Genomic DNA, 25,746 nt, shown 5'->3' with positions numbered 1-25,746 from the left:
GATGGCTGAAACCCGAATTCTGGTGAGCCCCGAGCGGTTTAACGTGGGGACCGAATACAGCTGGCTGGCGGAACGCGATGAAGACGGCGCCGTTGTCACCTTCACCGGCAAAGTGCGCAACCACAACCTCGGCGACAGCGTGAAGGCGCTGACGCTGGAGCACTATCCGGGGATGACGGAAAAATCGCTGGCGGAGATTGTTGACGAGGCGCGTGGCCGCTGGGCGCTGGGGCGCGTCACGGTTATTCACCGCATCGGCGAGATGTGGCCAGGCGAGGAGATTGTCTTTGTCGGAGTGACCAGCGCGCACCGCAGCAGCGCGTTCGCGGCAGGAGAGTTCATCATGGACTTCCTCAAAACCAAAGCCCCTTTCTGGAAGCGTGAAGCGACGCCGGAAGGCGAGCGGTGGGTGGAATCCCGCGACAGCGACAAGCAGGCGGCCAGCCGTTGGTAACAGGTTTACTTTGATGTGTTAGTCTTAACGTGTGTGTCAACTTAATCAGGAGTGAATCATGGACCGATTTCCGCGTTCCGATTCGATAGTACAGCAGACCCGTAGCGGCCTGCAGACGTATATGGCTCAGGTGTACGGCTGGATGACGGTCGGCCTGCTGCTTACCGCGTTTATCGCGTGGTATGCGGCAAATACGCCAGAAGTCATGATGTTTATCTTCTCAAGCAAAGTAACCTTCTTTGGCCTGATCATTGCCCAGCTGGCGGTTGTTTTTGTCCTTTCCGGTATGGTGCATAAGCTCAGCGCCGGCATGGCAACCACGCTGTTTATGCTCTATTCGGTGCTGACCGGGCTTACGCTCTCCAGTATTTTTATCGCCTATACCTACGCCTCCATCGCCAGCACGTTTGTGGTGACCGGCGGGATGTTTGGCGCGATGAGCCTCTACGGCTACACCACCAAGCGTGATCTGAGCGGTTTTGGCAGCATGCTGTTTATGGGGCTGATAGGGATCGTGCTGGCGTCGCTGGTGAACCTGTGGCTGAAGAGCGAAGCGCTGATGTGGGCCGTAACCTACATTGGGGTGGTGGTCTTCGTCGGGCTGACGGCCTACGACACCCAGAAGCTGAAGAACATCGGCGAGCAGATTGACGTGCGCGACAGCTCAACGCTGCGCAAATACTCGATTGTCGGTGCGCTGACGCTCTATCTCGACTTCATCAACCTGTTCCTGATGCTGCTGCGTATTATGGGCAACCGTCGTTAAAATTGCCCCTCACCCTAACCCTCTCCCCATAGGGGAGAGGGGATTGCAAGGTGCGGTCTTTTCTCCCTCGCCCCTATGGGGAGAGGGCCGGGGTGAGGGGGGCTTTTATTTTGCCATTGCCTTCTCATTCTTCGCCCGCAGCTTCTTCGCCCGACTCTCCAGCGCCAGATAACAGACCGTCGCCAGCGCCAGCGGCAGGAAGTAATAAATCATGCGGTACGCCAGCAGGGCGGCGATGATTGTCCCCTGAGAAACATGTTCCCCCGCAAGCAGCGCGATAAACACCGCTTCCAGCACGCCGATCCCCGCCGGTATGTGGACAATCACGCCAGCGATACTGCTCACCAGCAGCACCCCGAGCACGAAGAAGTAGTTCACGTCTTCACCAATTAATAGCCAGATAATCGCCCCCATCGCCATCCAGTTGGCGCTGGAGACCACCATCTGTAGCACCGCGAACTTCCACGAGGGCAGCACCAGCTTTTGCCCTTTGATGGTCATATGCCGACGCTTGGCAAAGGCGCAGGCCCACAGGTAAACGGCGATGATCAGCAGCAGCACGAAGCCTAAAATCCGCAGCGTGGTTTCATCGATATACCAGTGCGCGGGCAGCTGCACCACGCCGATGGTGAAGATCACGCCGCCGAGCAAAATATAGCCCAGCCAGTTGGTGGTGATGCTTAACGAGAAAATGCGCGTAATGGTCCCGCCAGGCAGGCCGAGGCGCGAGTAAAGGCGATAGCGCATGCCAATCCCGCCGACCCAGGTGCTCAGCGTCAGGTTGAAGGCGTAACAGATAAACGACACCAGCATAACCTGCCGCTTGGCCAGCTTGTGGCCGCAGTAGGCGCGGCCCAGCAGGTCATAACAGCCGTACATCAGGTAGCTCACGATGACCAGCCCAACGGCGCCCAGCAGCACCGTCCGGTTGTAGTTGCGGATAACCTTCCACACCTCTTCCCAGTCAACTTTTTGGGCGTATACCACCAGCAGCACCGCGACGGCAATAAAGAACAGCCAGGTGAGGATTTTCTTCGCCACACGCCAGCGTGGATGAGATTTTGACATCAGGTTTTCCCTCCGTCTTCCGCCTCAACGCGGTCCTGGGTTTCCATTTCGGGCTGAACCGGCGGGTCCACCTGCGCAAGCTTCGGCGTGTGCGCGGGCAGCCAGCCGACCATGGCCGGGAAGTGGCGCAGGAAGTGGAACACCACCACGCCGACGCCAACGTTCCACCAGCTGCGTTTTGGCACCATGGATTGATCCACCCGCACGCAGTCCTTGTCGATCAGCCCCTGAAGGTTTTCGCGCAGGGTATGATTAAACTGGCGATCGTGGATGATCAGGTTCGCCTCCAGATTGAGCGACAGGCTCAGCGGATCGAGGTTGCTGGAACCCACGGTTGCCCAGTGGTCATCCATCAGGGCCACTTTGCCGTGAAGCGGGCGGCGGCGGTATTCATATATCTGAACGCCGCTCTTGACCAGATAGCGATACAGCAGGCGCGCGCCCACCTTCACAATCGGCATATCGGGCTCGCCCTGCACGATAAGCTTCACGCTCACGCCGCGTCGGGCCGCATTGCGCATGGCGTGCAAAATACGGTAGCCGGGGAAGAAGTAGGCGTTGGCGATAATCACCTCACGCTTCGCGTTCGCCAGCATTTTGAGGTAATGCCGCTCGATATCGTCCCGATGCTCCTCGTTGTCCCGCCAGACAAACAGCGCCTGGGCCTCACCGGGCCTGCGGTTCTCTTCCGGGTGATGACGACGTCGCCACCAGCGGCGCGCGGCCTCTTTGCCGGGTAAGTTTTCCAGTACGAATAGCTGAATGTCCTGAACCACCGGCCCTTCAATGCGGATCGCGTAGTCCTGCTTCGCCTCAGGACCGTAATCCGACATATGCTCGGCGGAGTAGTTAATGCCGCCCACGAACGCCACCGTTTCGTCCACCACGACAATTTTGCGGTGCATACGGCGGAACAGATTCGTGCGCATGCCGAACAGACGCGGGCCGGGATCGTAGTAGCGGAACACCACGCCTGCGGAGGTAAGCTCGTTAACAAATTCATCGCTAAGGTCGGGCGAACCGTACCCGTCGAGCAGAACCTCGATGGTTATACCGCGCTGGGCGGCATGCAGCAGCGCGCTGTGCAGCTGCTTGCCCACGTTGTCCTCAAACCAGATAAAGGTTTCAAGAAAGACTTTCTGCTGCGCGTGGCTAATGGCCTCAAAGACCGCCGGATAAAAGTTATCGCCATTTTCCAGCAGCGTAATGCGGTTTCCTTCCTGCCATGTACATTTCATAAGTGGATCTCCGCGCTCAGCGGGGCATGGTCTGATAAATGTCGCCAGTTGAGTAACGCCAGCGCGGTAGGGCTGCTGGCATGGGCGTTTTTCACATAGATGCGGTCAAGGCGCAGCAGGGGGAAACGCACCGGGAACGTCCGCGCAGGCCGACCATTGGCGCGGGTGAAAATCTCCTCCAGCCCGGCGTTTACCTTTAACGGATGGTTGGCCCGCTGCCGCCAGTCGTTAAAATCGCCAGCGACGACCACCGGTTCACCTTCCGGCAGCGCGTTGCTCCAGTCGGCCAGCATCTGCAGCTGCGCCTGACGGTGCTCTTCGCGCAGCCCGAGATGCACGCAGCCGACATGAACAGGGAACGCCAGATCCGGGGGCGTGATACGGCAGTATAGCAGCCCGCGCTTTTCGCTTTCCCCCACGGAGACGTCGCGATTTTCGTAATATTCGATGGGAAAACGTGACAGCACGGCATTGCCGTGATGGCCTTCCGGGTAGACGGCGTTGCGTCCGTAGGCGTAATCACTCCACATCGTATCGGCCAGAAATTCATAGTGCGGCGTGTCGGGCCAGTTTTCGACATGCATTGGGTGTACGTCGTGCGCGCCCATCACCTCCTGCAGGCAGACGATGTCCGCGCTGACGGTGCGCACGGCGTCGCGTAGCTCCGGTAACATGAAGCGACGGTTAAATGCTGTGAAGCCCTTATGAATGTTTATCGTCAGCACCTTAAGCGAGAAATGCTGCGTTTTATGAGTCATATGCACCTTCCAGGGTCATTATCCTGATGAAAATAAAGTGTAGTCGGCGTCACAAAAAGGTGCGGTGTTACGGAATTTTCCGTAAAGTGCGGTAGTCTGAACTAGCAGATAAAAATCCTTCAGGAGAGAAGCCATGAAGTGGCAACAACGTGTTCGTGTCGCAACGGGTCTTAGTTGCTGGCAGATAATGTTGCATTTACTGGTCGTGGCCGTACTGGTGATGGGCTGGATGAGCGGCACGCTGGTGCGTGTTGGCTTAGGGTTATGTGTGATTTACGGCGTGACCGTGCTGTCGATGCTGTTCTTGCAGCGCCATCATGAGGCGCGCTGGCGTGAAGTGGGTGATGTGCTCGAAGAGCTCACCACCACCTGGTATTTTGGTGCGGCAATGATCGTCCTGTGGCTGCTGTCACGCGTGCTGCAAAACAACCTGCTGCTGGCCCTGGCGGGTCTGGCTATCCTCGCAGGGCCTGCGGTTGTCTCTTTGCTGACCAAAGAGAAAAAGCTACGCAATGTTTCGTCTAAACATCGCATAGGCCACTGAGCCCGTCGTGGCCGCTATGACCAGTAGCGGCCACAAACTTCCCCAGACAATGTCCAGACTCGCATCTTTAAGATAGATCTGCTTGGTGATATCCGTGAAGTGACGAATCGGGTTAATCCACGTTATATCCTGCAGCCACACCGGCATATTCTCGACGGGGGAGACGTACCCTGAGAGCAAAATCGCCGGCATCATAAAGACGAATACCCCGATAAACGCCTGCTGCTGCGTGGAGCAGAGCGCCGAAATCAGCAGCCCGAATCCCACCAGGGACAGCCCGTAAATCAGCATCGTGAAGTAAAACAGCGCCAGCGATCCGGCGAACGGGATCTGGTAAGCAAAGATCCCCACGCCCAGCACGATGGTGGCCTGGAACGTCGCCACAATCAGCGCCGGAACCGCTTTGCCGACGAAAATCTGCCAGGTGGCGAGTGGGGACACCAGCAGCTGGTCCAGCGTGCCCTGTTCGCGCTCGCGCGCCACGGACAATGACGTCACGATCATCACCCCGATGGTGGTGATCATGGCGATCAGCGACGGCACCACAAACCACTTGTAGTCCAGATTCGGGTTGTACCAGTTGCGCACCACCAGCTCGCTGTTGTTGGGCTTAGGTTTTCCCTGCATCAGCTCCTGCTGATAATCCTTCACCACCTGCTGCAGATAGTTGGCCGCTATCTGGGCGCTGTTAGAGTTACGCCCGTCGAGGATCAGCTGCATCGGCGCGGTCTGGAAGGTGTCCAGATTGCGGGAAAAATCCGCCGGGAATCGCACCAGCAGCAGGGCCTTTTGCGTGTCGATGGTCGGCTGGATCTCCTGCGGGCTTTTCAGCAGCAGGATGTGGGTGAAGGCCTTCGCGCGGGCAAAGCGCTGGGTCAGCTCGACGGCGTGTTTGCCGTTATCTTCGTTGTAAATGGCAATGGTGGCGTTGGTCACCTCAAGGGTAGCGGCAAACGGGAACAGTAAAACCTGGATCAGCACCGGCAGCACCAGTATGGCGCGGGTTTGCGGCTCGCGCAGCAGGGATTGCAGTTCTTTGCGGATCAGTGTCCATAAACGGTGAAACATCGCGTCGTCCTCCTGTCGGGTGGCGCTTGCGCTTACCCGACCTACAAAATCCGATGGCTAATCTAATCTTCTTTTCGTTTTCATCCACGTCAGCCCGATAAACATCACCGCCGACGCCATCAAAAACAGGGTGTTGATAATCAGCACCACCGGAATATTCCCCGCCAGAAACAGGCTTTGCAGCGTGCTCACGAAGTAACGCGCCGGAATAATGTAGGTCACGGCGCGGATGACGGCGGGCATACTGTCTATCTGGAAGATAAACCCGGAGAGCATAATCGACGGCAGGAAAGCGGCATTAAGCGCCACCTGCGCGGCGTTGAACTGGTTGCGGGTAACGGTGGAAATCAGCAGCCCCATGCCCAGCGTGCTGAGTAAAAACAGGCTGGTGATAAAGAACAGCAGCACCAGCGAACCGCGGTACGGCACGCCGAGGATAAAGACGGCAACCAGCATACAGAGCAACATCGCCAGCATGCCGAGGAAGTAGTAGGGGATAAGCTTGCAGAGCAGTAGCTCGACGCGCGTCACTTCGGTGGAAAGCAGCGCCTCCATGGTGCCGCGCTCCCATTCGCGGGCAATCACCAGCGAGGTCAGGATCGCGCCGATCACCGTCATGATGATCGTCACCGCGCCCGGAATAATAAAGTGCTGGCTGATGGCGGCGGGGTTAAACCAGTAGCGCGTCTGCACGTCGATCAGCGGTTCAAACGTCTCCCCCCGGTCTTCCGCGCGCTGCATCTGCCACAGTTGCCAGATCCCCTCCGCGTAGCCCTGCACAAAGTTGGCGGTGTTCGGCTCGCTGCCGTCGGTGATGACCTGAATCGGCGCATCGGCGCCCGAGCGGGCCATGTTGGCGGCGAAATCCACCGGAATGACGATCAGGCCGCGAATTTTCCCTGCCTGCATTTTCTGGATCAATTCCTGCCGGCTGTCGCTGATGGTGGCGTCGATGTAGGGCGAGCCGGTCATGGCGTGGGTAAAGTCCAGCGCCTCTTCGCTCTGCTGCTCCAGCAGGATGCCGACCCGCAGCTTGCTGGAGTCGAGGTTAATGCCGTAGCCAAAGATAAACAGCAGCAGCAGGGGGATCACCACCGCAATCAGCCAGCTGCTGGGATCGCGCACGATCTGGCGCGTCTCTTTGACGCACAGGGCGCGCACCCTGCGCCACGAAATGGCGTTACTGCGCATGGGCATTCTCCTTATCCCAGTCGTGGATGAGGGTAATAAACGCCTGCTCCATGGTCGGGTCCGGGACCTCCTGGTCGGCGGCCTGTTCCTTCAGGTCGTCCGGCGTGCCGTGGGCAATCAGCTTGCCGCGATAGACCAGCCCGATGCGGTCGCAGTACTCCGCCTCGTCCATAAAGTGGGTGGTCACCATGACGGTAACGCCTTTCTCCACCATGCTGTTGATATGCAGCCAGAATTCGCGGCGGGTAATGGGGTCAACGCCCGACGTCGGTTCATCCAGAAACAGAATGTCCGGCTCGTGCATCAGCGAGCAGGCGAGCGCCAGCCGCTGCTTAAAGCCGAGCGGCAGCTCGTCGGTGGCGTGGGTGGCAATGTTGGTTAACGCGAAGGCGTCGCTCATGCGGCGGATTTTCTCGCTCTGCGCCCGGCCGCGCAGGCCGTACACGCCGGAGAAAAAGCGCAGGTTCTGCTCGACCGTCAGGTTGCCGTACAGCGAAAACTTTTGCGCCATATAGCCAAGCCGCTGGCGCGCCTTGCCGGAGCTGACCTTCAAATCCATATCCAGCACCAGCGCCTTGCCGGACGTCGGCACCAGCAGGCCGCACATCATTTTAAAGGTGGTCGATTTTCCCGCGCCGTTTGGCCCGAGCAGGCCAAAAATCTCCCCGCGCTTCACCGCAAAGTTGACGTTGTCGGTCGCGGCAAAGTCACCGAACTTTTTGGTCAGGGACTTGGCCTCGATCACCGTTTCGCCCGGCGTGCCTTCAACCGTGTGCAGAATGGCCGCGAGCGGCGATTCCGACGTCCCCGCGCCCCCCAGCAGATCGATAAAGGCATCTTCAAAGCGCGGAGCGGTTTCCTCAATGTCAATTTCCGGCATCCCTTGCGCCTGACGAACATCGTCGGCGGTAGCCTCCTTTTTGAGGATCACGCGCACCGAACGTCCCTGAATCATTCCGTCGCTCACCTGCGGCAGCTTAAGCACCCGCTGCAGCAGCCTGCGGTTAGACTCCTGCGGGCTGTGCAGCAGGAAGCTGCGCCCGGCCATGCTCTGCGTCAGCGTCGTTGGCTCACCCTGATAGAGCAGCTCGCCTTCGTTCATCAGCAGCACGTCGCGGCACTGTTCCGCTTCGTCGAGGTAGGAGGTGCTCCAGAGGATCAGCATCCCGTCGCCCGCCAGCTCGTGCACCATCTGCCACAGCTCGCGGCGGGATATCGGGTCAACGCCCACGCCGGGCTCATCCAGCAGCAGCACTTTCGGCTCGCCCACCAGCGTACAGGCCAGCCCCAGCTTCTGCTTCATCCCGCCGGAGAGCTTGCCCGCCAGCCGGTCGGTGAACGGGCCGAGTGAGGTAAACTCCAGCAGGCGCGCGAAGGTTTTCTGCCGCGTTTCGCCGGTGACGCTGCGCAGATCGGCATAGAGATTCAGGTTTTCCATCACCGTCAGATCTTCGTACAGGCCAAACTTCTGCGGCATATAGCCCATAATCGCGTGAAGGGGGCCGTCGTCTTTGATCGGGTCAAGGCCGAGCACGCTGGCGGAGCCTTCGTCCGGCTTCAGCAGACCCGCCAGCATCCGCATCAGCGTCGTTTTGCCCGCGCCGTCCGGGCCCACCAGCCCGGTCACATAGCCTTTCTGGATGGTACAGTTCAGCGGCGCAACGGCCGGCTTGTCCATCCCCGCGAAGCGTTTGACCAGGTTGTTGAGCTGAATAACCGCGTCATTCATGTCGTTCCCCGTCGTTCACTGTTACGGTGACGGGCATGCCCTGACGCAGCGCGTCGTCCGCGTCGGTCACGATAATGCGCAGGCGATACACCAGGTCGGTACGCAGGTCCGGCGTTTCAACCGTTTTCGGGGTGAATTCGGCGGTCGGGGAGACAAAGCCCACTTTGCCGTGATAGGGCTTGTCCGGACGGCCGTCGGTGTAAAGCAGCAGCTCGCGGCCCGGCTGCATCTGGCCGAGGTTCGGTTCGTCGATATAGGCGCGCACCCACACCGGGCGCGTCAGGGAGAGCGTTAAGACGGTGCTGCCCGCGCTGAGCATGCTGCCTGGCTCTACGGCGCGGGTCATCAGCGTGCCGTCAGACGGCGCGATTAAGGTGGTGTCGTGCAGATCCAGCTCCGCCTGGGCCAGCTGCGCCTGCGCCTGCTCAAGGCTGGCTTTCGCCTGAGCGATATCCTGCGCGCGGTTGCCGGTGCGGTACTGGCTCAGTTTATCCTGCGCGGATTTCAGCGTCGCCTGCGCTTGGTCGCGTGACGAGCGCGCATTTTCCAGGTCATTGGCAGAAATGGTGCGGCTTTTCCACAGCCCCTGCTGGCGCGCGTAGAAGTTCTGCGCGTAGTCATAGGCGGCTTTCGCCTGCTTAACGGCGGCGGCGGCCTGGGCGATTTCTTCATCGCGATAGCCTGCCAGCATCAGGTCATACTGCGCCTGCGCCACCGAAACGCCTGCCTTTGCCTGCATCAGGGCGTTTTCGTAGGGCGCTTTATCAAGCATCCCCAGCGTCTGCCCGCTTTTAATGGCATCGCCTTCGTCAACGCTCAGCGAGGCCAGCCGCCCGCCGACGCGGAAGCTCATATTCACGGTGCGTATATCGACGTTACCGTACAGCGTCAGGCCTTTATCCTGCTGGCTTTGATACCACAGCCAGCCGCCGACTCCCGCAGCAAGCAACACAACAACCACCAGAACGATGGCGACAGGTTTTTTCATGACTTCAGGCTCCTTTGCGTTAAGCCATTCAGGATCAGATCGAGATGACAGGCGATAACCCGGCCAATCTGCGCGGCTTTATCCTCATCGAATTGTGTCCAGCCCGTGCGTAACAGGATGGTCTCACGCCCCAGACGGAAGGCGAGCACTTCGCCCAGCAGGGCATGGGTATGCAAAATCGTCTCGGTATCGTTGGCCTCCCGGCCGGTATAGGCCGCAATGAGCCGCGTAAGGTGCGAGTGCATCGGCGCAATCACCTGGTCATGTACCAGCTGGTAGGCGGCGGAAGGCGAAAGCTGTTCGCGTGAGATAAACTTGCTCAGGTTCAGCGTATCGTCGTGCGTCAGCAGGCGGATCATGTTGTGGCAGGCGTTGAGGATAAGCTGACGGATGGCGGCACGGTCAGGCTCTGGCTGGCTGAACAGCGCGGTGGCCTCCTCGACGTGCGGGCGAAAGTTCCTCTCGATAAAATCGGCGATCCACTGCGCGCAGGCGAGGTATAAATCCTCTTTTGAGCCAAAGTAGTAGGTGATGGCCGCAATGTTCTGCCCGGCCTGCGCGGCAATATCCCGCGTGGTGGCGTGCAGGCCATACTCACCAAACTGCGCCAGCGCGGCGGCGATAAGCTGGCTTTTGGCCTGTTCACCTTTGGTTGTTGTGGGTGTCGTATTCATAGCAGCATTAAAAATTAATCAATCGATTGATTAAGATTATGCCTGATTCGCCTTTCCGTCGAGTGAAGGCTGAGGGATATTTTATGCGCCACGTCACAAAAGCTGCTACACTCCGCTGCTTCGCGACACTGTGGTTTTTGTCCTCCTAATTGTTATATCTCCCTGAAAACTACACCTGTGATGGTCGGGGCGGTTCGGAGTTTTTATGTCTTTTGATTCCCTTGGCCTGAACCCTGAAATTCTGCGTGCGATTGCAGAGCAGGGCTACGTCGAGCCAACCCCTATCCAGCAGCAGGCGATCCCCGCCGTTCTTCAGGGCCGTGACCTGATGGCCAGCGCCCAGACCGGCACCGGTAAAACCGCCGGCTTTACGCTGCCGCTGTTAGAGCTGCTGGTTAAAAACCAGCCGCACGCCAAAGGTCGTCGTCCGGTTCGCGCGCTGATCCTCACCCCAACCCGCGAGCTGGCAGCGCAGATTGGCGAGAACGTGCGCGAATACAGCCGCTACCTCAACATTCGCTCGCTGGTGGTTTTCGGTGGGGTAAGCATTAACCCGCAGATGATGAAGCTGCGCGGCGGCGTGGACGTGCTGGTGGCAACGCCGGGCCGTCTGCTGGATCTTGAACACCAGAACGCCGTTAAGCTTGATGGTATTGAAATTCTGGTGCTGGATGAAGCTGACCGCATGCTCGACATGGGCTTCATTCACGATATCCGTCGCGTGCTGGCCAAGCTGCCCGCGCGTCGTCAGAACCTGCTTTTCTCCGCGACCTTCTCTGATGAGATTAAAGGCCTGGCAGAAAAGCTGCTGCACAACCCGCTGGAAGTGGAAGTGGCGCGCCGCAACACCGCCTCCGAGCAGGTGACGCAGCACGTTCACTTTGTGGATAAAAAGCGCAAGCGGGAGCTGCTCTCCCAGATGATCGGCCAGGGCAACTGGCAGCAGGTGCTGGTCTTTACCCGCACCAAGCACGGCGCTAACCACCTGGCGGAACAGCTCAACAAGGACGGCATCCGCAGCGCGGCGATCCACGGTAATAAAAGCCAGGGCGCGCGTACCCGTGCGCTGGCGGACTTCAAATCCGGCGACATCCGCGTGCTGGTGGCGACCGACATCGCCGCCCGCGGTCTGGACATCGAAGAGCTGCCGCACGTGGTGAACTACGAGCTGCCTAACGTGCCGGAAGATTACGTTCACCGCATTGGTCGTACCGGCCGCGCGGCGGCAACCGGTGAAGCGCTTTCTCTGGTCTGCGTGGACGAGCACAAGCTGCTGCGCGACATCGAGCGCCTGCTGAAGAAAGAGATCCCGCGCATCGAAACCCCAGGTTATGAAGTGGACCCGTCCATCAAAGCCGAGCCGATTCAGAACGGCCGTCAGGGCGGCGGTGGACGTGGTCAGGGCGGCGGCGGTCGCGGTCAGCAGCCGCGTCGTACAGAAGGTGGCGCGCCGAAATCATCCGGCAAACCGCCGCGTCGTAACAACGACAGCAAACCGGCGGGTGAAAACCCGTGGCGCAGCGGCGAAGGGAAACCGGCAGGAGAAGGGCAGCGTCGACGCCGCCCGCGCAAGCCTGCTAACCCGCAGTAATCTGGAAGCCCGGTCGTAAAGCCGGGCTTTTCTTTTTGCGGCAGCGAAGAGAAAGTGCCACAATAGTGGCTGTTTATACAGTATTTCAGGTTTCCCGATGGCTTTAACCGCTGCGCTCAAGGCGCAAATTGGCGCATGGTATAAGGCGCTACAACAGCAGATCCCCGACTTTATCCCCCGAGCGCCGCAGCGGCAGATGATTGCTGATGTGGCCAAAACGCTCGCCGGGGACGACGGGCGACATCTGGCGATTGAAGCCCCAACCGGCGTCGGGAAAACCCTTTCATACCTTATTCCCGGCATTGCCATCGCCAGGGAAGAACAGAAAACGCTGGTGGTCAGCACCGCCAACGTGGCGCTGCAGGATCAGATCTTCAGTAAAGACCTGCCGCTGCTGCGAAAAATCATCCCCGAGCTGCGTTTTACCGCGGCGTTTGGACGCGGGCGCTACGTGTGTCCGCGCAACCTGGCGGGGCTCGCCAGCAGCGAGGCGACGCAGCAGGATCTGCTGGCCTTCCTCGACGACGATCTCACGCCGAACAACAAGGCCGAGCAGGAACTCTGCGCCACGCTCAAGGTCGATCTTGACGGGTATAAGTGGGATGGCCTGCGCGACCATACCGACAAAGCCATCAGCGACGATCTGTGGCGCAGGCTCAGCACCGATAAAGCAAGCTGCCTGAACCGTAACTGCCACTATTACCGCGAGTGCCCGTTCTTTGTCGCCCGTCGCGAAATTCAGGAGGCGGAAGTGGTTGTGGCCAACCACGCGCTGGTGATGGCGGCACTGGAAAGCGAAGCGGTGCTGCCGGAGCCCAAAAATCTGCTGCTGGTGCTTGACGAAGGCCATCACCTGCCGGACGTGGCGCGTGACGCGCTGGAGATGAGCGCCGAAATCACCGCCCCGTGGTTCCGCCTGCAGCTGGATCTGTTCTGCAAGCTGATTGCCACCTGCATGGAGCAGTTCCGCCCGAAAACCACGCCGCCGCTGGCGGTCCCGGAGCGGCTGAGCGAGCACTGCGAAGAGGTCTACGGCCTCATTTCATCGCTGAATAACATCCTGAATCTCTACCTCCCGCAAACGCAGGAGGCCGAACACCGCTTCGCAATGGGCGAACTGCCGGAAGAGATAATGGAGATCTGCAAGCAACTGGCGAAACTTCTTGAGAAGCTGCGCGGCCTGGCAGAAATGTTTCTGAACGATCTCAGCGAGAAAACCGGCACGCACGACGTGGTGCGCGTTCACCGCGTCCTGCTGCAGATGAACCGCGCGCTGGGCATGTTTGAATCACAGAGCAAGCTCTGGCGACTGGCCTCGCTGGCGCAGGCCTCCGGCGCGCCGGTCACCAAGTGGGCCACGCGGGAAGAGCGGGACGGGCAGGTGCACCTCTTTTTCCACTGCGTGGGCATTCGCGTGGCCGATCAGCTGGAAAAGCTGATCTGGCGCAGCGTGCCGCACGTGGTGGTCACTTCAGCCACGCTGCGCTCCCTGAACAGCTTTTCTCGCCTGCAGGAGATGAGCGGCCTGAAGGAGAAAGCGGGCGACCGCTTCGTGGCGCTGGACTCGCCGTTTAACCACTGCGAGCAGGGCAAGCTGGTCATTCCGCGCATGACGTTCGAGCCGCTGATCGACAACGAAGAGCAGCACATTGCCGAAATGGCGGCCTACTTCCGCGAACAGGTCGAGAGCAAAAAGTACCCCGGCATGCTGGTGCTGTTTGCCAGCGGGCGGGCGATGCAGCGTTTTCTTGAGTTCGTGACCGATCTGCGCTTACTGCTGCTGGTGCAGGGCGATCAGCCGCGCTATCGGCTGGTGGAAACGCACCGCAAGCGTATCGATAACGGCGAGCGCAGCGTGCTGGTGGGGCTACAGTCGTTTGCGGAAGGTCTGGACTTGAAAGGGGACTACCTGACGCAGGTGCATATTCATAAAATCGCCTTCCCGCCCATCGACAGCCCGGTGGTGATCACCGAAGGCGAGTGGCTGAAAAGCCTGAACCGCTACCCGTTTGAGGTGCAAAGCCTGCCTGCGGCGTCGTTTAACCTGATTCAGCAGGTGGGGCGTCTTATTCGTAGCCACGGCTGCTGGGGCGAAGTGGTGATTTACGATAAGCGTCTGCTCACCAAAAACTACGGCCAGCGGCTGCTGAACGCGCTGCCGATCTTCCCGATAGAGCAGCCGGAGGTGCCGGAGGTAAAAAAACGCCCGGCAAAACTGGCCGCCGGGCGTAAAAAAAGCATCCGTGCTAAGGGGCGCGGTCCTACTGGTAAGTGAAGGTCACCTGAATCACGCTGCTGAACGTCCCTGCGCTGACGGGCATGGAGGTGGCGTAATAGCGCGCGGCCAGCGGAAAGGTGGCCGTGTGGTCGGCAGTATTAATCGGGACGCTAAATGCCGCCTGTGGGGCGATGAGGATCTTGTCCTGGCGATCCGCCAGCTCCAGCGCCAGCCCTTTTGCGCTGCCGGTATTGGCAAATTTTGTCGGGTGTACGCTATCGGCCTGTCCATAGAAAAAGGCGGTAACCAGCGAGCGCGTGGTCGGACAGTGCGTCAGCAGCAGGGAGAAGTCTTTCCACACGCCCGTATCGCCAACGTCTTTAAAACTGCCCGACACCGCCTGGCCTAAATCCACCGTCAGGTTGCGGCTGGCGCTGTCGATGACGCAGGTATTGGCGTAAATATTCCCCTTCATCTGGATCTGAATGTCGTCTGCCTGTGCCTGGGCCATCAGCCCCAGCATGAGTATCGCAATGGTCTTTTTCATGTCGTTCACTTATAGGCGAGGGTGATGGTGGCAACGGTGTTGGCCGGTCCGGGTGTGACTACATCGCTGATTTGTTCATAGCGAACCTGGAATGGAATGGCCAGCGTTTCGTTGGCTACCGCTTCGCGTTGGGTGTTTACGTAGGTATCGAACGTGGCGATATTGTTGTCGAACACCATTTGAACCCCGACGCCCGTTGCCATGCCGGTCTGCTGAGTGAGTTTCAGCACGCCTTCGAACGCCGTTTCATACCCGTTTGAACTTGTCACTTTTACCTCGGGCTGCACGGTGCTGTTACAATTCACCGTGACGTCAAAATTCTGCGCCGGAGAAGAGAGGGTTCCCACGCTCACAAACGAACTGACCGGGAAATCCCCCAGATCAACCGTCAGATTTCTTGGCAGGACGGAGCAGGTGACATTCTGGAAATTGACGTTACCGGCGTAGGAGATAATGTTCGGACTCCCGATGCCGTCATTGCCATACACGCCGATACCGAACTCGGTTTGCGCCTGCATCAGGGTACCGGACTGGACTGCCTCACTGGTTTTCACCAGTTCAAGGGTGACGTTAAAATCAAATGACTGCATTCCGTCATTTGACACATAGCCAACTGGCGTACTGCGCGAATCGCAGGCGGTTTTGCCCCCTCCAGTAATACGCTGACCTTTATCATTCATTAATGCCACGCCGACGCCGGGTACGCCCGAATCATAAACGCCGGTTAACCCGGGAATTTCCGAGCCGCTTCCGTAGTAGCAGGAGATGATTTCCATCCCGCTCTCGTAGGGATGATCGCAGTTGCCCGCAACATGCACCGTCTGTTCAGAGCCGGGGATAGTGGCACCCACAGCCAGCGTTGTCGGGACCGACAGGGTGGCGACGTTAATCATTTTCGGCATATCAGGCGTGGAGCAACTTGCCTTCGCGTGCGGCATAAATAACGCGGCGGTACCCAGAACCAGTAAGAAAAAGCACTGTTTAATCATTTGCATAATGTTTAGCCTGAACGGTGAATCAGTGACACTGCGCGGCAGCGTTAATGATGCTGGTTTTCTCTTTCTCATCCGTTAGCGCATAGTCAGCGACGCAGTGCTCGCTCGCATCCTGTCCCCAGGAGACGGCGAGATGCCCTTGCTGCGGCAGGCCAGAGAGGTAGGTCTGGCCGTCATTCCCGACAATAAACTCGCTGTCCTTATCGTCCGTGGTCACCGTTGCGCCGAAGGGCAGCGGTTTTCCGTTTTGCGTGAGCGTCATCAGCACGCGGCTACCCACCCGGGTGTTAAAGCTCGCGCGCACCACGGCGCCGCGCGTTGGGGTGACAACCTGCGCCGCGTGCGTCACGTCGGCATCGTCCGGCAGCGTTTCGGTATCCAGCGCGATGGTGTTGTGGCGATATGCAGTCACAAACGGTACGACGGTATAGCCGCGGAAATCCGTCTCAACGCCGGTCTGGTTAGCGATATGCGTCCCGTGTGTGCCCGGCGCTTTCACCAGGGCGATGGTTTCGCCGAGCGGCTGGCTCAGGGTGATGCCGTTGGCATGGGCAATCACGCCTCCCTGCAGCCCGACGTTGACGGTTTGCTGATATTTGTCCTGGCTGACGCCGCCGCTCACCTCGCCGTAGGTGGCTTTATAATCAGCGTTGATGCTGGTTGAATTACCGCTTCCGGAGCGGCTGAGTCCTTCCTGGATATTCCAGTTCAGGTTGTCTTCCTTCAGCGCCGTGCCGTTAAGCCCGATATTCTGCGTGGTGCCGTCTTTGGTGTTATTCATGTTGTAGGTGGCCCAGGTGTTGTGCATCCAGCGATCGAGCGGAACGGAGACGTTCAGCGAGAACTGGTTGTCGTTCGTCACCTCTTCGCCGTCCTCATCGCTGTCGTTGGTGTTTTTGTTCATGCTGTAGCTCAGGCTGTAGCTGACGCCGTGCCAGCTGTTGTTATAGCTGACGCTCATGGAGGTCATGTTCTGGCTCTGGCTCCAGTATGTTTCTTTGACCAGGCTCAGCGTAACGGAGCCCCAGCCTTCAGGCAGCGTCTGGTCGATGGTAGCTTCGGTACGGGCGCGGCGCTGCTGCGGTGCTGACCAGTCGTCAGAGCGGGTATATGACTCCATGGTATCCTCCATGGTGTAAAACCCCTTGCTGTTGTAGCGATAGCCCGCGAGCGAGAAGTTGGTTCCCGAACCGGCAAAATCTTTGCTGTAACGGACGCGCCAGGACTGGCCTTTGCTGGACTGCTGCTTCTTCAGCAGCGCTTTCGCACGGGTGACGTCGATGGAGAACGCGCCCAAATCGCCCATGTTTTTTCCGGCGCCCAGCGCCTGCGACTGATAGTGGCTGCTCTGCTGCACGCCGCCGTACGCGGTGAAGCCATAGGGCAAGCCATAGATGGCGCTGCCCTGGGCAAAGGGCGTCTTTTCCACGTCTTTGTCATAAGAGCGATAACGCCCGGCGGTGACGCTGTAGCGCAGATTTTTTTCACGCTGCAGAACCGGCACGGAGGCATAGGGCACCACAAAATGGCTTTCGCTGCCGTCGGTCTCTTTTACCGTCACCTGCAGGTCGCCGCTGCTGCCGGTCGGGTAGAGGTCGTTAATTTCAAACGCGCCGGGGGCAACGGTATTCTGATAAATGACGTAACCGTTCTGGCGCACCATCACCAGCGCGTTGCTGTGGGCGGTGCCGCGAATGATAGGCGCATAGCCTTTTTCGCTGTCCGGCAGCATGTCGTTGTTGGAGTTGAGCTGCACGCCGGTGTAGGGCACGCTGTCGAAAACATCTGAAGGCGAGGAGCTTTGGCCTACCGTCAGGTCGCTTTTCATCGCCACAATGTCGCGCTGCGCGTAGGTATAGACGGAGGAAAACTTTTGCTCCTCCTCCTTGCCCGTGGTGCTGCGGTTCCAGGTGGAATAATTGCGCACGCGCCAGGCCCCGACGTTAAGGCCAGGCCGCAGGTTGACGTACTGGCTGCTGTTGTCCTGTTCCCCCTGCTGGCGCGCATGGCTCTGGCTGGCCGTGGCGCTGTAGTTCAGCAGCCCCGCGGTGATCCCTTCATCGAACTCCTTGGGGTCGATATAGCCGCGTGGGACCTTGCCGAGCGCCATCTGAGGAATGCTGAGCAACAGCTGCTGGTTGCGAACGTGAAACGAAGCGGAGGCCGCAGGAATGGCGGTTAAATCGGCACACTGTCCTTTAGCCATCAGCTGGGGATATTTTTGGGTTCTGATGCCGAGGCTTTTTAAATCGTTCAGGCTAAAGCAGGGCTGAAGCGAATTATTACCCTGAGCATCATTTTTTAAGGTGAAGGTCACGTCACGGGTATCAATTTTATTATTATTGATAAAAATGGTGACCTGATATTTTCCCGGCGCTTGTCCTGGGCCCTTCTCGTAAACCGACAGATCGGTTTTCCCCTGCTGTGGATTATCAATATCCAGCAGTGCCGGGTTGAAATAATCATCGGCCATCGCCTGCTGCGCAAAGATCGCCATTACCAGACCACACAGAATGATCGGCAATAACGAAATACGGCATGTGAAAGGCTTTTTATGGCTGTACATGATGATTTTTATTTGTCTACGCGCAGTATTAACGAACGGATGTCGTCCATGTCTGGCTGATGCTGCCGTAATCCGTAATGATGGAATACGCGACGGTTGAACCGCCCACGCTGCCGGGTAATGCAAAGTGAGTTTCCGTTTTAGGCACCGCCCAGGTGGCTTTTGTGACTTTCTGACCATTCAGCGTCACGGCCTGGAAATTCATATAGAACGGCGTAGGGTTATTCACCACCAGATCGTTGCCTTCGCGACGCCACTCAAGTTTATCTGCCACATCTTCAGGTTTGCCTTTTACCGCCGACGGGCGATACAGCAGTTTAATGCGGGTATTAATGGCGATTTGCAGGGTATTCATCCCCTCGACGTGTTTTGACGATGGGATCGCTTTGATGTTCAGCCAGTACAGGGATTCGCGATCGTCGGGTAAATTACCGCCCGTGCGCACGACGCGCAGAACGTTATCCTCTTTCGCATCCAGGCGAAAAAGCGGTGGGGTGATCAGAAAAGGTGCTCTGGCCAGATTTTTACCGCCGGAATCGACCCAGGACTGTACCAGATAATCCGTAGCATCTGGATTTGAAAGACCAAGAGATGATTCCTTTTTATCTCCCTGGTAAACCAGCCGTGTGCCGTTAATCACGACACCTGCATGTGCAGTGGCGGCAGCCAGTAAAAGAGTGCTCAGTAAATAACCGTGGCGCATAAATATTTCTCAATAAAAATAAGAGATATTAACGCTGATAACGTTAATATCTCAGGATTGATAATATCAGTTATAAATAACGGTAAAGGTCGATACAGAGTTAGCCGGGCCTGCGGTAACTGCCGCATCGGTTTGAATATAACGCGCACCGAACTCAAGGTCGTTCACCGCCGTGCCGGATGCTAACGGATATTGTTGAGTAGGGGTATACAGGCTGACCGGTTGCTCAGAGGAGTCAACCAGCTGAATAGCCACGCCCGTTGCGGTATCCGCGCCTGGCGTTAATGCCAGCGTGGAGTTGTTATTTGCATCCGGCGTACCGCCAAAGTTAATTGCCGCAGAGGTGACTGTTTCCGGACAATCTTTTAGCTGAATATCAAACTTTGTTAACGTGCTGGTGGAGCCTGCACCGGTAAATACGGTTTTAGAGACTTTACCTAACTGTACGTTTAACGGGTTGCTTAACCCATTAACGACCTGACAGGCAGAATCGATAATTTCACCGGTAAAGTTAATTTGCCCTTCGCCGTTTGTAGCCGCAAACGCGGATGCGGAACATCCTACCGTTGCAGCAATGAATAAACCTAAAGCAACCTTGTTCATAATAAATCCTGATATGTTTCTGGTGAGCGCGTTGCCTGGACGTTTTCACCCGTGACCTCAATGACTTTTCGTTGGTTATTTAATCAAAAAATGTATGGGTAAGAATCTTCTATAGCCATCACAAATAATTCCGAAAAGGCTTGCGTTTATTTTTTATCGTCAAAACAGAAGGTTAATTCCGCAGATAAAAAACTAACGGCCGGGCGTCCTTCAGGGCTATATTGTTAACAAGATGAAGCTGTCAGGAGAGATGTCGTGGATTATCGTAAAATTATCAAAGAGGTAGGGCGTGGGAAAAACCATGCCCGCGATCTGGATCAGGAAACGGCTCACGCGCTGTATACCCATATGCTGAATGGCGACGTGCCAGAACTTGAGATGGGTGGCATCCTGATCGCCCTGCGCATCAAAGGCGAAGGTGAAGCCGAAATGCGCGGCTTTTATGAGGCCATGCAGGCGCAAACGCTGCGCTTATCACCGCCGCTGGCAAAGCCCATGCCGATTGTGATCCCAAGCTATAACGGCGCGCGCAAGCAGGCCAACCTGACGCCGCTCCTGGCTATTTTATTAAACAAGCTCGGTTTCCCGGTGGTGGTGCACGGGGTAAGTGAAGATCCGACGCGCGTGCTGACGGAAACTATCTTCGAGCTTTTAGGCATCGAACCCACTCTGCATGCGGGGCAGGCGCAGGCGAAGCTGGACGGGCATCAGCCGGTTTATATTCCCGTCCGCGCGCTCTGCCCGCCGCTGGAAAAGCAGCTGGATATGCGCTGGCGAATGGGCGTACGTAACAGTGCGCACACGCTGGCAAAACTGGCCACGCCGTTTGCAGAAGATGCGGCGCTGCGCCTGTCCAGCGTATCGCACCCGGAGTACGTGACGCGGGTAGGCAAATTCTTCGAAGAAATTGGTGGCCGTGCGCTGTTGATGCATGGAACAGAAGGTGAGGTTTACGCTAATCCACAGCGATGCCCTCAGCTGATGCTGATTGATTCGTCCGGCTCACGCGTGGTGTATGAGCGTGGGGAAGAAAATAGCGAGGTTATCCTGCCTCAGGCAAAAGATCCTCATACGACCGCGCACTGGATAGAGCAGTGTCTGGCCGGAAGCGTTCCCGTTCCGCACTCGATCAAGCTGCAGATGGCCTGCTGTTTGCTGGCAACCGGTGAGGTGGAAACGGTGGACGACGGGCTGGCGCGGGTCGCCCGGTCCTTTTAAGCAAAAAAAAGCCCGTCCAGTGGCGGACGGGCAAACAAAGGGTAACAACAACAGGGTCAATGAGGGTTGGAGCATCTCACCAGAGGGTATGGTGAGGGTAGTACATTCATTCAGTCGATTATTTGTAGATAACCGCAGTGCCGCTCAGTTTGTTATTGGCGTTCGCGGAGGTAATGGTGTATCCGCTTGCGCCTGCTGCAGCCGCTTTCTCAGCCAGTTTTGCTTCCAGACCGTCCAGCGTGGTTGCGCCTTCTGCACTCACCACACCGATTTTATTCATGTTCTGTGCCTGAGTAGAAGAGACCGCTTCCGCGGCGAATGCGCCAAAGGACAGAGCGGACAGGGCAACAGCAGCAACAGCATATTTAATGGTTTTCATGGTTAATCTCTCGCAGGTTATTCTGTTAAGGGGACGATGTTCCGTCGATGTGATAAGTATCACGTTTTTTTGCGAGAGATAAAATCGAAGAGAATTGACGTGGTTGCTCAAAAAAATTGAATGACAAATAACTTATTGATTATTAATAAATTCGGAACGGCAATTGACACTTCTTGTCGCTTCGCTTTACAGAGCAGCGATCGAGCGCACATTTTGCTACGTGCAGTTCCGAAAATCGTGAGCGTAAAGGAAACCGCTTGCGCGGTGATTTTAGGTAAAGGAAAGTCAACGTAACTGGCTGTCTTTCGATCCTCTGCGATTATATCCCGAATGTGAAGCATTTTTTGAATCTTTATTCTGCTGACAGGTTATGCATAACCGCACGCCAGGAATGGCCTTACGACGCGCCTCGGGGATCGGATCGCCGCATTCCTCACATTCATGCAAACTTTCGCCGCGCGGAATTTCACCGCGCGCGCGGGCAACCGCATCTTCAATCGTACTGTTGATCTGTTCATTAACGGCGTCGTCTTTCGCCCAGCCGGAAGCCATACGTCCTCCTGTTTGTGTTAAGCGCATTGTATGAATATGGGGTTAAAAATCGTACAGTCAAGGCGCGGAAAAGAGAAACTGCATCCGCTGTGCGGATGCAGTTGTGGGCGTGTATGAGCGGTTATTTATAGATGGTGGCTGTGCCGTACATATGGTTATCTCCGCCAGCGGAGTTCACCACGAAGCCTTTAGCACCCTCCTGGCGGGCTTTTTCAGCCAGCTTATCCTGGAGGTCGTCAAGGTTACTCGCCCGGCTTACCGAGACCGTACCCGCAGCCTGCAGCTGACTGGTATCATTATTTTCGGTCAGGGACTGAACTGACCAGGCAGAGAAGGACGCCGTGGCCAGCGCGCTGGCGATTACAACAAGGGGCAGGTAGTTTTTCATAATCACATCCTCAGGGGAAACAACAGGTGATTCCCCTTAAGTTTAGAAGCCCCGCGAGTGTGATTTAGCGCAAATATTTGATGATGATCTGCTTATTTTTTGAACGATATAAATTGACGATTTGCTGACAGATCATAGACATAAAGGCTACTGATTTATGGCGTGTTTTTGTGTACCGCACACAGTTATTTACCGTTGGGTCTGCAAAGGGTATCTTACGCCGCTGTTTAAAGGAGAACGCCATGACTTCCCAAAAGCCGGGATTGCACCCACGAAATCGCCACCGCAGCCGCTACGACATGAACGCGCTGTGCCAGAGCTGCCCGCAGTTACAGGGCTTCATTGTACAGACGCCCGCCGGTGAACCTTCGGTCAACTTCGCTGACCCGCTGGCGGTTAAAATGCTGAACAAAGCGCTGCTTGCCCACTATTACGGCGTGGCGAACTGGGATATCCCGGAAGGTTTTCTCTGTCCGCCCGTTCCTGGCCGCGCAGATTACGTCCATCATCTTGCCGATCTGCTTGCAGAAGGTAATGAGGGCGTCGTTCCGCAGCAGGCCACCATTCTGGATATCGGTACCGGGGCAAACCTGATTTACCCCCTGATTGGCGCTCATGAATACCAGTGGCGCTTCACCGGGAGTGAAATCGGCGCAGAGGCATTCTCCAGCGCGCAGGCGATTATAAACGGAAATCCGGGCTTAAGCCGGGCAATCCGCCTGCGTCGTCAGAAAGATGCAGGTTCGATCTTCAACGGCATTATCCATAAAAATGAACAATACGATGCCACCCTGTGCAACCCGCCGTTCCATGATTCAGCCGCCGCGGCCCGCGAGGGCAGCGAGCGCAAGCGCCGTAACCTGGGTCAGGCTGAGGATGCTGCGTTGAACTTCGGTGGCCAGCAGCAGGAGCTGTGGTGCGAGGGCGGTGAGGTGGCGTTTATCCTGCGTATGATTGCGGAAAGCAAACAGTTTGGCCGTCAGGTGAAATGGTTCACCACGCTGGTTTCGCGCGGCGATAACCTTCCGCCGCTCTACCGTGCGCTAACCGAGGCCGGCGCGGTGAAGGTGGTGAAAAAAGAGATGGCGCAGGGGCAGAAGCAGAGCCGCTTTATTGCCTGGTCGTTTATGGAAAACAACAAACGTCGCAAATAGCACTCCGTCGTAGGCCGGGTAAGGCGAAGCCGCCACCCGGCATCCGCGCTATAAGGTTGGCTCCTGCGGGGGAAGCTGTGCGGTCGGCGAAGGCAGCACCTGATACGTCTGCACCGGCATACGCACATCCGCCAGGTCAAAGTGTTTTTTGACCATGCTGTCGAGCGCAAAGCGCACCGTCCACTGCTTCAGCGGCTGGGTAGTGAACGACACGCGCAGGGTAAACGCCGTGTTCGTCAGTCCGACAATCCCGGCAAACGACGGTTCGCCAATCACCAGACCGCGGATATCTTCCATCTGCATCAGCTCTTCTACCGCATCCCGCAGCGCCTGTTTCGCTTTATCGGCATCCTCATGGCGATCGACATCGTAATTCGCCACTACCGAGCCAATCCCGCGCACAAAGTTGGCGAAGGTGGTAATCGATGACCACGGAATGATGTGATAGGCCCCGGTATCCTGACGCACGCCGACCGAACGAATGGACATCCGCTCAACCGTGCCGGTTAACGGCCCAATGGTGACCAGATCGCCCGTATTCATGCCGTTCTCAAACTGAATAAAAACGCCTGTAATAATATCTTTCACCAGCGTTTGCGAACCGAAGGAAATGGCCAGCCCCAGCGCACCCGCACCCGCCAGCAGCGGGGCGATATTCACGCCGATTTCCGAGAGCACAATCATGATGGTAATGGTGCTGATGATCACCGCCAGCGCGTTGCGGAACAGGGTTAACAGCGTGCGGGCGCGGGCGCTCGGCAGCGGCCTGCCGTGAATATCGGACACCAGCCGGTTCTCGATAAGGCTCGCCAGCAGCGTCCAGCCGACAGCGGAGAAGAACAGGATCAGCGCGATGCGGATTAACACGTCAACGGTTTTCTCCCCCGCGCCGTTGTGCAGCCAGTTCCAGAAATCAAACAGGCTCCAGGCGTTCAGCAGCAGCATGATCGCCACGCAGACGGTCAGAATACGCGCCACCTTCAGCGATACCGACATCCAGCCGTTGACCCGCTTTTGCAGTTCCGGGTAGTTACGCTGCACCTGCGGCGACAGCGTGATGGTTTTCGAGATCCAGCGAGAGAGCAGGCCGGACGCAAAGGCCGCAACGCCAATGATGGCCAGGCTTTTAAACGTCGCCCCCATCATAAACTTCAGGCTGTTGCCCGGATCGAACAGCGAGAAAAAGCACAGCACGATAAAGTACGCGCTTGCCAGCCAGTGCCACACCAGCGCGAAGGCGCGGATAAACAGGCTGAAGAAGGAGAGAGAGCGATCGGCCAGGTGAAGCAGACTTTCGGTGATCGCTTTTTTGTTATGGAAAATCAGATACAGCGCCCAGACGGTAATACAGAGCATGATCAGCACGTTTGCCAGTGCGCCAAACTGGACGTTCACCTGGTTTGAAATAATCGGCACCGCGACCAGCAGGCCGTAGCCTATCAGGCCGCTAAGCACGCTCAGGCGCAGCGCCCAGTATTTCGCGCTTTCATCTTTGATGTTGAAGGGGCGAAGCTCGGGCACGCGCGGGCAAAAGATGACCCGCAGCAGCGCCTTAAAGAACTCGATCAGCGCGAAGGCGTTCAGAAACAGCCCCTGCTGGAAGGCGATGGTTTTGTTGCCCGCATTGAGCCGGTCGGCCAGCAGCTGGCCGATAAACAGCGTGAGCGCCAGCAGGAGTAAATCAATAATAAAGGCAGACGCGATCATGGCGGGCAGGTGAAGCCAGCTGCTTTTTTGCTGGTTCTTTTTGCGGCCCCATTGCCCCATTTTGCGATACAGCGGCCAGGCACACAGGCGCACCAGCCAGTAAAAAAGAAAGACTCCGCCCGCCAGCATTAAAAACTGGGTGGCGGCAGTGGAAAACGTCTGTGGATTAAACGGCTTGTGCGGGGAACCAATCAGGTTGCGGTAGAGCTGGGCGAAGCGAGAAGAGAGCGCTTCCCCATACTGACGGCTAACGTCGGTCACGTTCTCCAGCACCGTTTTTTGCTCTTTCACGTCTGGCGGGGTAATGGCCGGCACGGGCTCCTGCGGCGGCGTGGCGGCAACTTTGCGCAGCTGGCCAATAAGTTCCTGCCGCGAGGCGTCGTTTTCCAGAACGTCAGCCAGCGCGCTGTACGCGGCTTTTTTCTGTTCAACGTCAGGCTCCTGAGGCGGGGCGCTCTCCTGCGTCGCAGCGGTTCCGGTGGTGACGCCGGGGATCGCGACGGCGAACGATGGCGCACTAAACAGGCTAAGCAACAGCAGCAGGATCCACGGCACGGCGTCCTCCGGTAAAAATGTCCAACAAAATGATAAGTATAGAGGGCAGGGAGCTAAGGGGGATTTTTGGGAACAATCTGGCGTAAAAAAGC

At 57.4% G+C, this 25,746-nt stretch carries 24 protein-coding genes; 7 read left to right on the top strand and 17 right to left on the bottom strand.

Annotated features, from left to right (window positions below; translation table 11 throughout):
- The first annotated feature begins 1 nt into the window (after position 1).
- Both moaE and E0L20_RS04915 read left to right on the top strand, forming a co-directional pair.
- A complete protein-coding gene (moaE, locus tag E0L20_RS04920) occupies positions 2-454 on the top strand; it encodes a molybdopterin synthase catalytic subunit MoaE (protein ID WP_131632989.1) in 453 nt (150 codons plus the stop codon).
- Between the two features lie 58 nt (positions 455-512).
- Positions 513-1,220, top strand: coding sequence for a Bax inhibitor-1/YccA family protein (locus tag E0L20_RS04915; RefSeq protein ID WP_131632988.1), 708 nt, complete (start codon positions 513-515; stop codon positions 1,218-1,220).
- A gap of 105 nt (positions 1,221-1,325) precedes the next feature.
- Here the strand turns inward: E0L20_RS04915 and E0L20_RS04910 are convergent, their stop codons facing one another.
- The 3 genes from E0L20_RS04910 to E0L20_RS04900 are packed head-to-tail and all read right to left on the bottom strand — an operon-like array spanning position 1,326 to position 4,284.
- Positions 1,326-2,288, bottom strand: coding sequence for a lysylphosphatidylglycerol synthase domain-containing protein (locus E0L20_RS04910; RefSeq protein ID WP_131632987.1), 963 nt, complete (start codon positions 2,286-2,288; stop codon positions 1,326-1,328).
- A complete protein-coding gene (gene clsB, locus E0L20_RS04905) occupies positions 2,288-3,526 on the bottom strand; it encodes a cardiolipin synthase ClsB (protein ID WP_131632986.1) in 1,239 nt (412 codons plus the stop codon). The genes E0L20_RS04910 and clsB overlap by 1 nt, the downstream gene beginning before the upstream one ends.
- Positions 3,523-4,284 carry an endonuclease/exonuclease/phosphatase family protein gene (locus E0L20_RS04900; protein ID WP_131632985.1) on the bottom strand — a complete coding sequence of 254 codons (762 nt, stop codon included), beginning with the start codon at positions 4,282-4,284 and terminating at the stop codon, positions 3,523-3,525. Before E0L20_RS04900 ends, clsB begins: the two co-directional genes overlap by 4 nt.
- 133 nt (positions 4,285-4,417) lie before the next feature.
- Here E0L20_RS04900 and E0L20_RS04895 point away from each other — a divergent pair, with 133 nt between their 5' ends.
- Positions 4,418-4,828 (top strand): YbhQ family protein, encoded by a 411-nt coding sequence (locus E0L20_RS04895; protein WP_131632984.1) that lies wholly within the window; start codon positions 4,418-4,420, stop codon positions 4,826-4,828.
- Here E0L20_RS04895 and E0L20_RS04890 read toward each other — a convergent pair.
- From E0L20_RS04890 to cecR, 5 genes are read right to left on the bottom strand one after another with little or no spacing between them, the layout of a single operon-like run.
- Positions 4,790-5,896: an ABC transporter permease gene (locus tag E0L20_RS04890; protein ID WP_131632983.1), complete on the bottom strand. Its 1,107-nt coding sequence runs from the start codon at positions 5,894-5,896 to the stop codon at positions 4,790-4,792. The two genes, E0L20_RS04895 and E0L20_RS04890, sit on opposite strands and share 39 nt — an antisense overlap.
- Positions 5,897-5,953: 57 nt before the next feature.
- On the bottom strand, positions 5,954-7,087 hold the full coding sequence (locus E0L20_RS04885; protein WP_131632982.1) for an ABC transporter permease: 1,134 nt from the start codon (positions 7,085-7,087) through the stop codon (positions 5,954-5,956).
- Positions 7,077-8,816 (bottom strand): ATP-binding cassette domain-containing protein, encoded by a 1,740-nt coding sequence (locus tag E0L20_RS04880; protein WP_131632981.1) that lies wholly within the window; start codon positions 8,814-8,816, stop codon positions 7,077-7,079. Before E0L20_RS04880 ends, E0L20_RS04885 begins: the two co-directional genes overlap by 11 nt.
- Positions 8,809-9,804: a secretion protein HlyD gene (gene hlyD / locus E0L20_RS04875; protein WP_131632980.1), complete on the bottom strand. Its 996-nt coding sequence runs from the start codon at positions 9,802-9,804 to the stop codon at positions 8,809-8,811. Before hlyD ends, E0L20_RS04880 begins: the two co-directional genes overlap by 8 nt.
- Positions 9,801-10,478 (bottom strand): transcriptional regulator CecR, encoded by a 678-nt coding sequence (gene cecR, locus E0L20_RS04870; protein ID WP_131632979.1) that lies wholly within the window; start codon positions 10,476-10,478, stop codon positions 9,801-9,803. The genes hlyD and cecR overlap by 4 nt, the downstream gene beginning before the upstream one ends.
- 205 nt (positions 10,479-10,683) lie before the next feature.
- Between cecR and rhlE the strand changes: the two genes are divergently transcribed.
- Both rhlE and dinG read left to right on the top strand, forming a co-directional pair.
- The gene (rhlE, locus tag E0L20_RS04865; protein ID WP_131632978.1) at positions 10,684-12,069 is read left to right on the top strand and encodes an ATP-dependent RNA helicase RhlE; all 1,386 of its coding nucleotides are present in this window, start codon (positions 10,684-10,686) and stop codon (positions 12,067-12,069) included.
- Between the two features lie 97 nt (positions 12,070-12,166).
- Positions 12,167-14,344, top strand: coding sequence for an ATP-dependent DNA helicase DinG (dinG, locus tag E0L20_RS04860; RefSeq protein WP_131632977.1), 2,178 nt, complete (start codon positions 12,167-12,169; stop codon positions 14,342-14,344).
- Here dinG and E0L20_RS04855 read toward each other — a convergent pair.
- From E0L20_RS04855 to E0L20_RS04835, 5 genes are all read right to left on the bottom strand, one after another.
- Positions 14,331-14,834, bottom strand: a complete 504-nt coding sequence (locus E0L20_RS04855) for a fimbrial protein (protein WP_131632976.1) — start codon at positions 14,832-14,834, stop codon at positions 14,331-14,333. The two genes, dinG and E0L20_RS04855, sit on opposite strands and share 14 nt — an antisense overlap.
- Positions 14,835-14,839: 5 nt before the next feature.
- Positions 14,840-15,829 carry a fimbrial protein gene (locus tag E0L20_RS04850; protein ID WP_131632975.1) on the bottom strand — a complete coding sequence of 330 codons (990 nt, stop codon included), beginning with the start codon at positions 15,827-15,829 and terminating at the stop codon, positions 14,840-14,842.
- Between the two features lie 22 nt (positions 15,830-15,851).
- Entirely contained in the window at positions 15,852-18,395 is a 2,544-nt protein-coding gene (locus E0L20_RS04845; protein ID WP_165500682.1) for a fimbria/pilus outer membrane usher protein, read from the bottom strand.
- A 28-nt stretch (positions 18,396-18,423) separates the two neighbouring features.
- Positions 18,424-19,098 carry a fimbrial biogenesis chaperone gene (locus E0L20_RS04840; protein ID WP_131632973.1) on the bottom strand — a complete coding sequence of 225 codons (675 nt, stop codon included), beginning with the start codon at positions 19,096-19,098 and terminating at the stop codon, positions 18,424-18,426.
- A 66-nt stretch (positions 19,099-19,164) separates the two neighbouring features.
- The gene (locus tag E0L20_RS04835) at positions 19,165-19,701 is read right to left on the bottom strand and encodes a fimbrial protein (RefSeq protein ID WP_131632972.1); all 537 of its coding nucleotides are present in this window, start codon (positions 19,699-19,701) and stop codon (positions 19,165-19,167) included.
- A 255-nt stretch (positions 19,702-19,956) separates the two neighbouring features.
- On the opposite strand from E0L20_RS04835, the gene ybiB reads away from it, so the two are divergent.
- A complete protein-coding gene (gene ybiB / locus E0L20_RS04830; RefSeq protein ID WP_131632971.1) occupies positions 19,957-20,919 on the top strand; it encodes a DNA-binding protein YbiB in 963 nt (320 codons plus the stop codon).
- A 118-nt stretch (positions 20,920-21,037) separates the two neighbouring features.
- On the opposite strand, the gene ybiJ is transcribed toward ybiB, so the two are convergent.
- From ybiJ to mcbA, 3 genes are all read right to left on the bottom strand, one after another.
- Entirely contained in the window at positions 21,038-21,298 is a 261-nt protein-coding gene (ybiJ, locus tag E0L20_RS04825) for a DUF1471 family protein YbiJ (RefSeq protein WP_131632970.1), read from the bottom strand.
- 285 nt (positions 21,299-21,583) lie between these two features.
- Positions 21,584-21,850 (bottom strand): DksA/TraR family C4-type zinc finger protein, encoded by a 267-nt coding sequence (locus tag E0L20_RS04820; protein WP_131632969.1) that lies wholly within the window; start codon positions 21,848-21,850, stop codon positions 21,584-21,586.
- 121 nt (positions 21,851-21,971) lie between these two features.
- Positions 21,972-22,238: a DUF1471 family periplasmic protein McbA gene (gene mcbA, locus E0L20_RS04815; RefSeq protein ID WP_131632968.1), complete on the bottom strand. Its 267-nt coding sequence runs from the start codon at positions 22,236-22,238 to the stop codon at positions 21,972-21,974.
- 242 nt (positions 22,239-22,480) lie between these two features.
- On the opposite strand from mcbA, the gene rlmF reads away from it, so the two are divergent.
- Entirely contained in the window at positions 22,481-23,392 is a 912-nt protein-coding gene (gene rlmF / locus E0L20_RS04805; RefSeq protein ID WP_165500681.1) for a 23S rRNA (adenine(1618)-N(6))-methyltransferase RlmF, read from the top strand.
- A gap of 48 nt (positions 23,393-23,440) precedes the next feature.
- Here rlmF and ybiO read toward each other — a convergent pair whose 3' ends face one another.
- A complete protein-coding gene (gene ybiO / locus E0L20_RS04800; RefSeq protein WP_131632965.1) occupies positions 23,441-25,654 on the bottom strand; it encodes a mechanosensitive channel protein in 2,214 nt (737 codons plus the stop codon).
- Between the last annotated feature and the right edge of the window lie 92 nt (positions 25,655-25,746).

The organism is Enterobacter wuhouensis (assembly GCF_004331265.1).
Taxonomy (GTDB): Bacteria; Pseudomonadota; Gammaproteobacteria; order Enterobacterales; family Enterobacteriaceae; genus Enterobacter; species Enterobacter wuhouensis.
Note: the sequence above shows the minus strand (reverse complement) of the source record. Positions and strands in the feature narration are given on the sequence as shown.

What these genes read in the sequence shown, in the direction of transcription:
- moaE (WP_131632989.1), top strand. Translation starts at nt 2, where the DNA reads ATGGCTGAAACCCGAATTCTGGTGAGCCCCGAGCGGTTTAACGTGGGG.
- E0L20_RS04915 (WP_131632988.1), top strand. Translation starts at nt 513, where the DNA reads ATGGACCGATTTCCGCGTTCCGATTCGATAGTACAGCAGACCCGTAGC.
- E0L20_RS04910 (WP_131632987.1), bottom strand. Translation starts at nt 2,288, where the DNA reads ATGTCAAAATCTCATCCACGCTGGCGTGTGGCGAAGAAAATCCTCACC.
- clsB (WP_131632986.1), bottom strand. Translation starts at nt 3,526, where the DNA reads ATGAAATGTACATGGCAGGAAGGAAACCGCATTACGCTGCTGGAAAAT.
- E0L20_RS04900 (WP_131632985.1), bottom strand. Translation starts at nt 4,284, where the DNA reads ATGACTCATAAAACGCAGCATTTCTCGCTTAAGGTGCTGACGATAAAC.
- E0L20_RS04895 (WP_131632984.1), top strand. Translation starts at nt 4,418, where the DNA reads ATGAAGTGGCAACAACGTGTTCGTGTCGCAACGGGTCTTAGTTGCTGG.
- E0L20_RS04890 (WP_131632983.1), bottom strand. Translation starts at nt 5,896, where the DNA reads ATGTTTCACCGTTTATGGACACTGATCCGCAAAGAACTGCAATCCCTG.
- E0L20_RS04885 (WP_131632982.1), bottom strand. Translation starts at nt 7,087, where the DNA reads ATGCGCAGTAACGCCATTTCGTGGCGCAGGGTGCGCGCCCTGTGCGTC.
- E0L20_RS04880 (WP_131632981.1), bottom strand. Translation starts at nt 8,816, where the DNA reads ATGAATGACGCGGTTATTCAGCTCAACAACCTGGTCAAACGCTTCGCG.
- hlyD (WP_131632980.1), bottom strand. Translation starts at nt 9,804, where the DNA reads ATGAAAAAACCTGTCGCCATCGTTCTGGTGGTTGTTGTGTTGCTTGCT.
- cecR (WP_131632979.1), bottom strand. Translation starts at nt 10,478, where the DNA reads ATGAATACGACACCCACAACAACCAAAGGTGAACAGGCCAAAAGCCAG.
- rhlE (WP_131632978.1), top strand. Translation starts at nt 10,684, where the DNA reads ATGTCTTTTGATTCCCTTGGCCTGAACCCTGAAATTCTGCGTGCGATT.
- dinG (WP_131632977.1), top strand. Translation starts at nt 12,167, where the DNA reads ATGGCTTTAACCGCTGCGCTCAAGGCGCAAATTGGCGCATGGTATAAG.
- E0L20_RS04855 (WP_131632976.1), bottom strand. Translation starts at nt 14,834, where the DNA reads ATGAAAAAGACCATTGCGATACTCATGCTGGGGCTGATGGCCCAGGCA.
- E0L20_RS04850 (WP_131632975.1), bottom strand. Translation starts at nt 15,829, where the DNA reads ATGCAAATGATTAAACAGTGCTTTTTCTTACTGGTTCTGGGTACCGCC.
- E0L20_RS04845 (WP_165500682.1), bottom strand. Translation starts at nt 18,395, where the DNA reads ATGTACAGCCATAAAAAGCCTTTCACATGCCGTATTTCGTTATTGCCG.
- E0L20_RS04840 (WP_131632973.1), bottom strand. Translation starts at nt 19,098, where the DNA reads ATGCGCCACGGTTATTTACTGAGCACTCTTTTACTGGCTGCCGCCACT.
- E0L20_RS04835 (WP_131632972.1), bottom strand. Translation starts at nt 19,701, where the DNA reads ATGAACAAGGTTGCTTTAGGTTTATTCATTGCTGCAACGGTAGGATGT.
- ybiJ (WP_131632970.1), bottom strand. Translation starts at nt 21,298, where the DNA reads ATGAAAACCATTAAATATGCTGTTGCTGCTGTTGCCCTGTCCGCTCTG.
- E0L20_RS04820 (WP_131632969.1), bottom strand. Translation starts at nt 21,850, where the DNA reads ATGGCTTCCGGCTGGGCGAAAGACGACGCCGTTAATGAACAGATCAAC.
- mcbA (WP_131632968.1), bottom strand. Translation starts at nt 22,238, where the DNA reads ATGAAAAACTACCTGCCCCTTGTTGTAATCGCCAGCGCGCTGGCCACG.
- rlmF (WP_165500681.1), top strand. Translation starts at nt 22,481, where the DNA reads ATGACTTCCCAAAAGCCGGGATTGCACCCACGAAATCGCCACCGCAGC.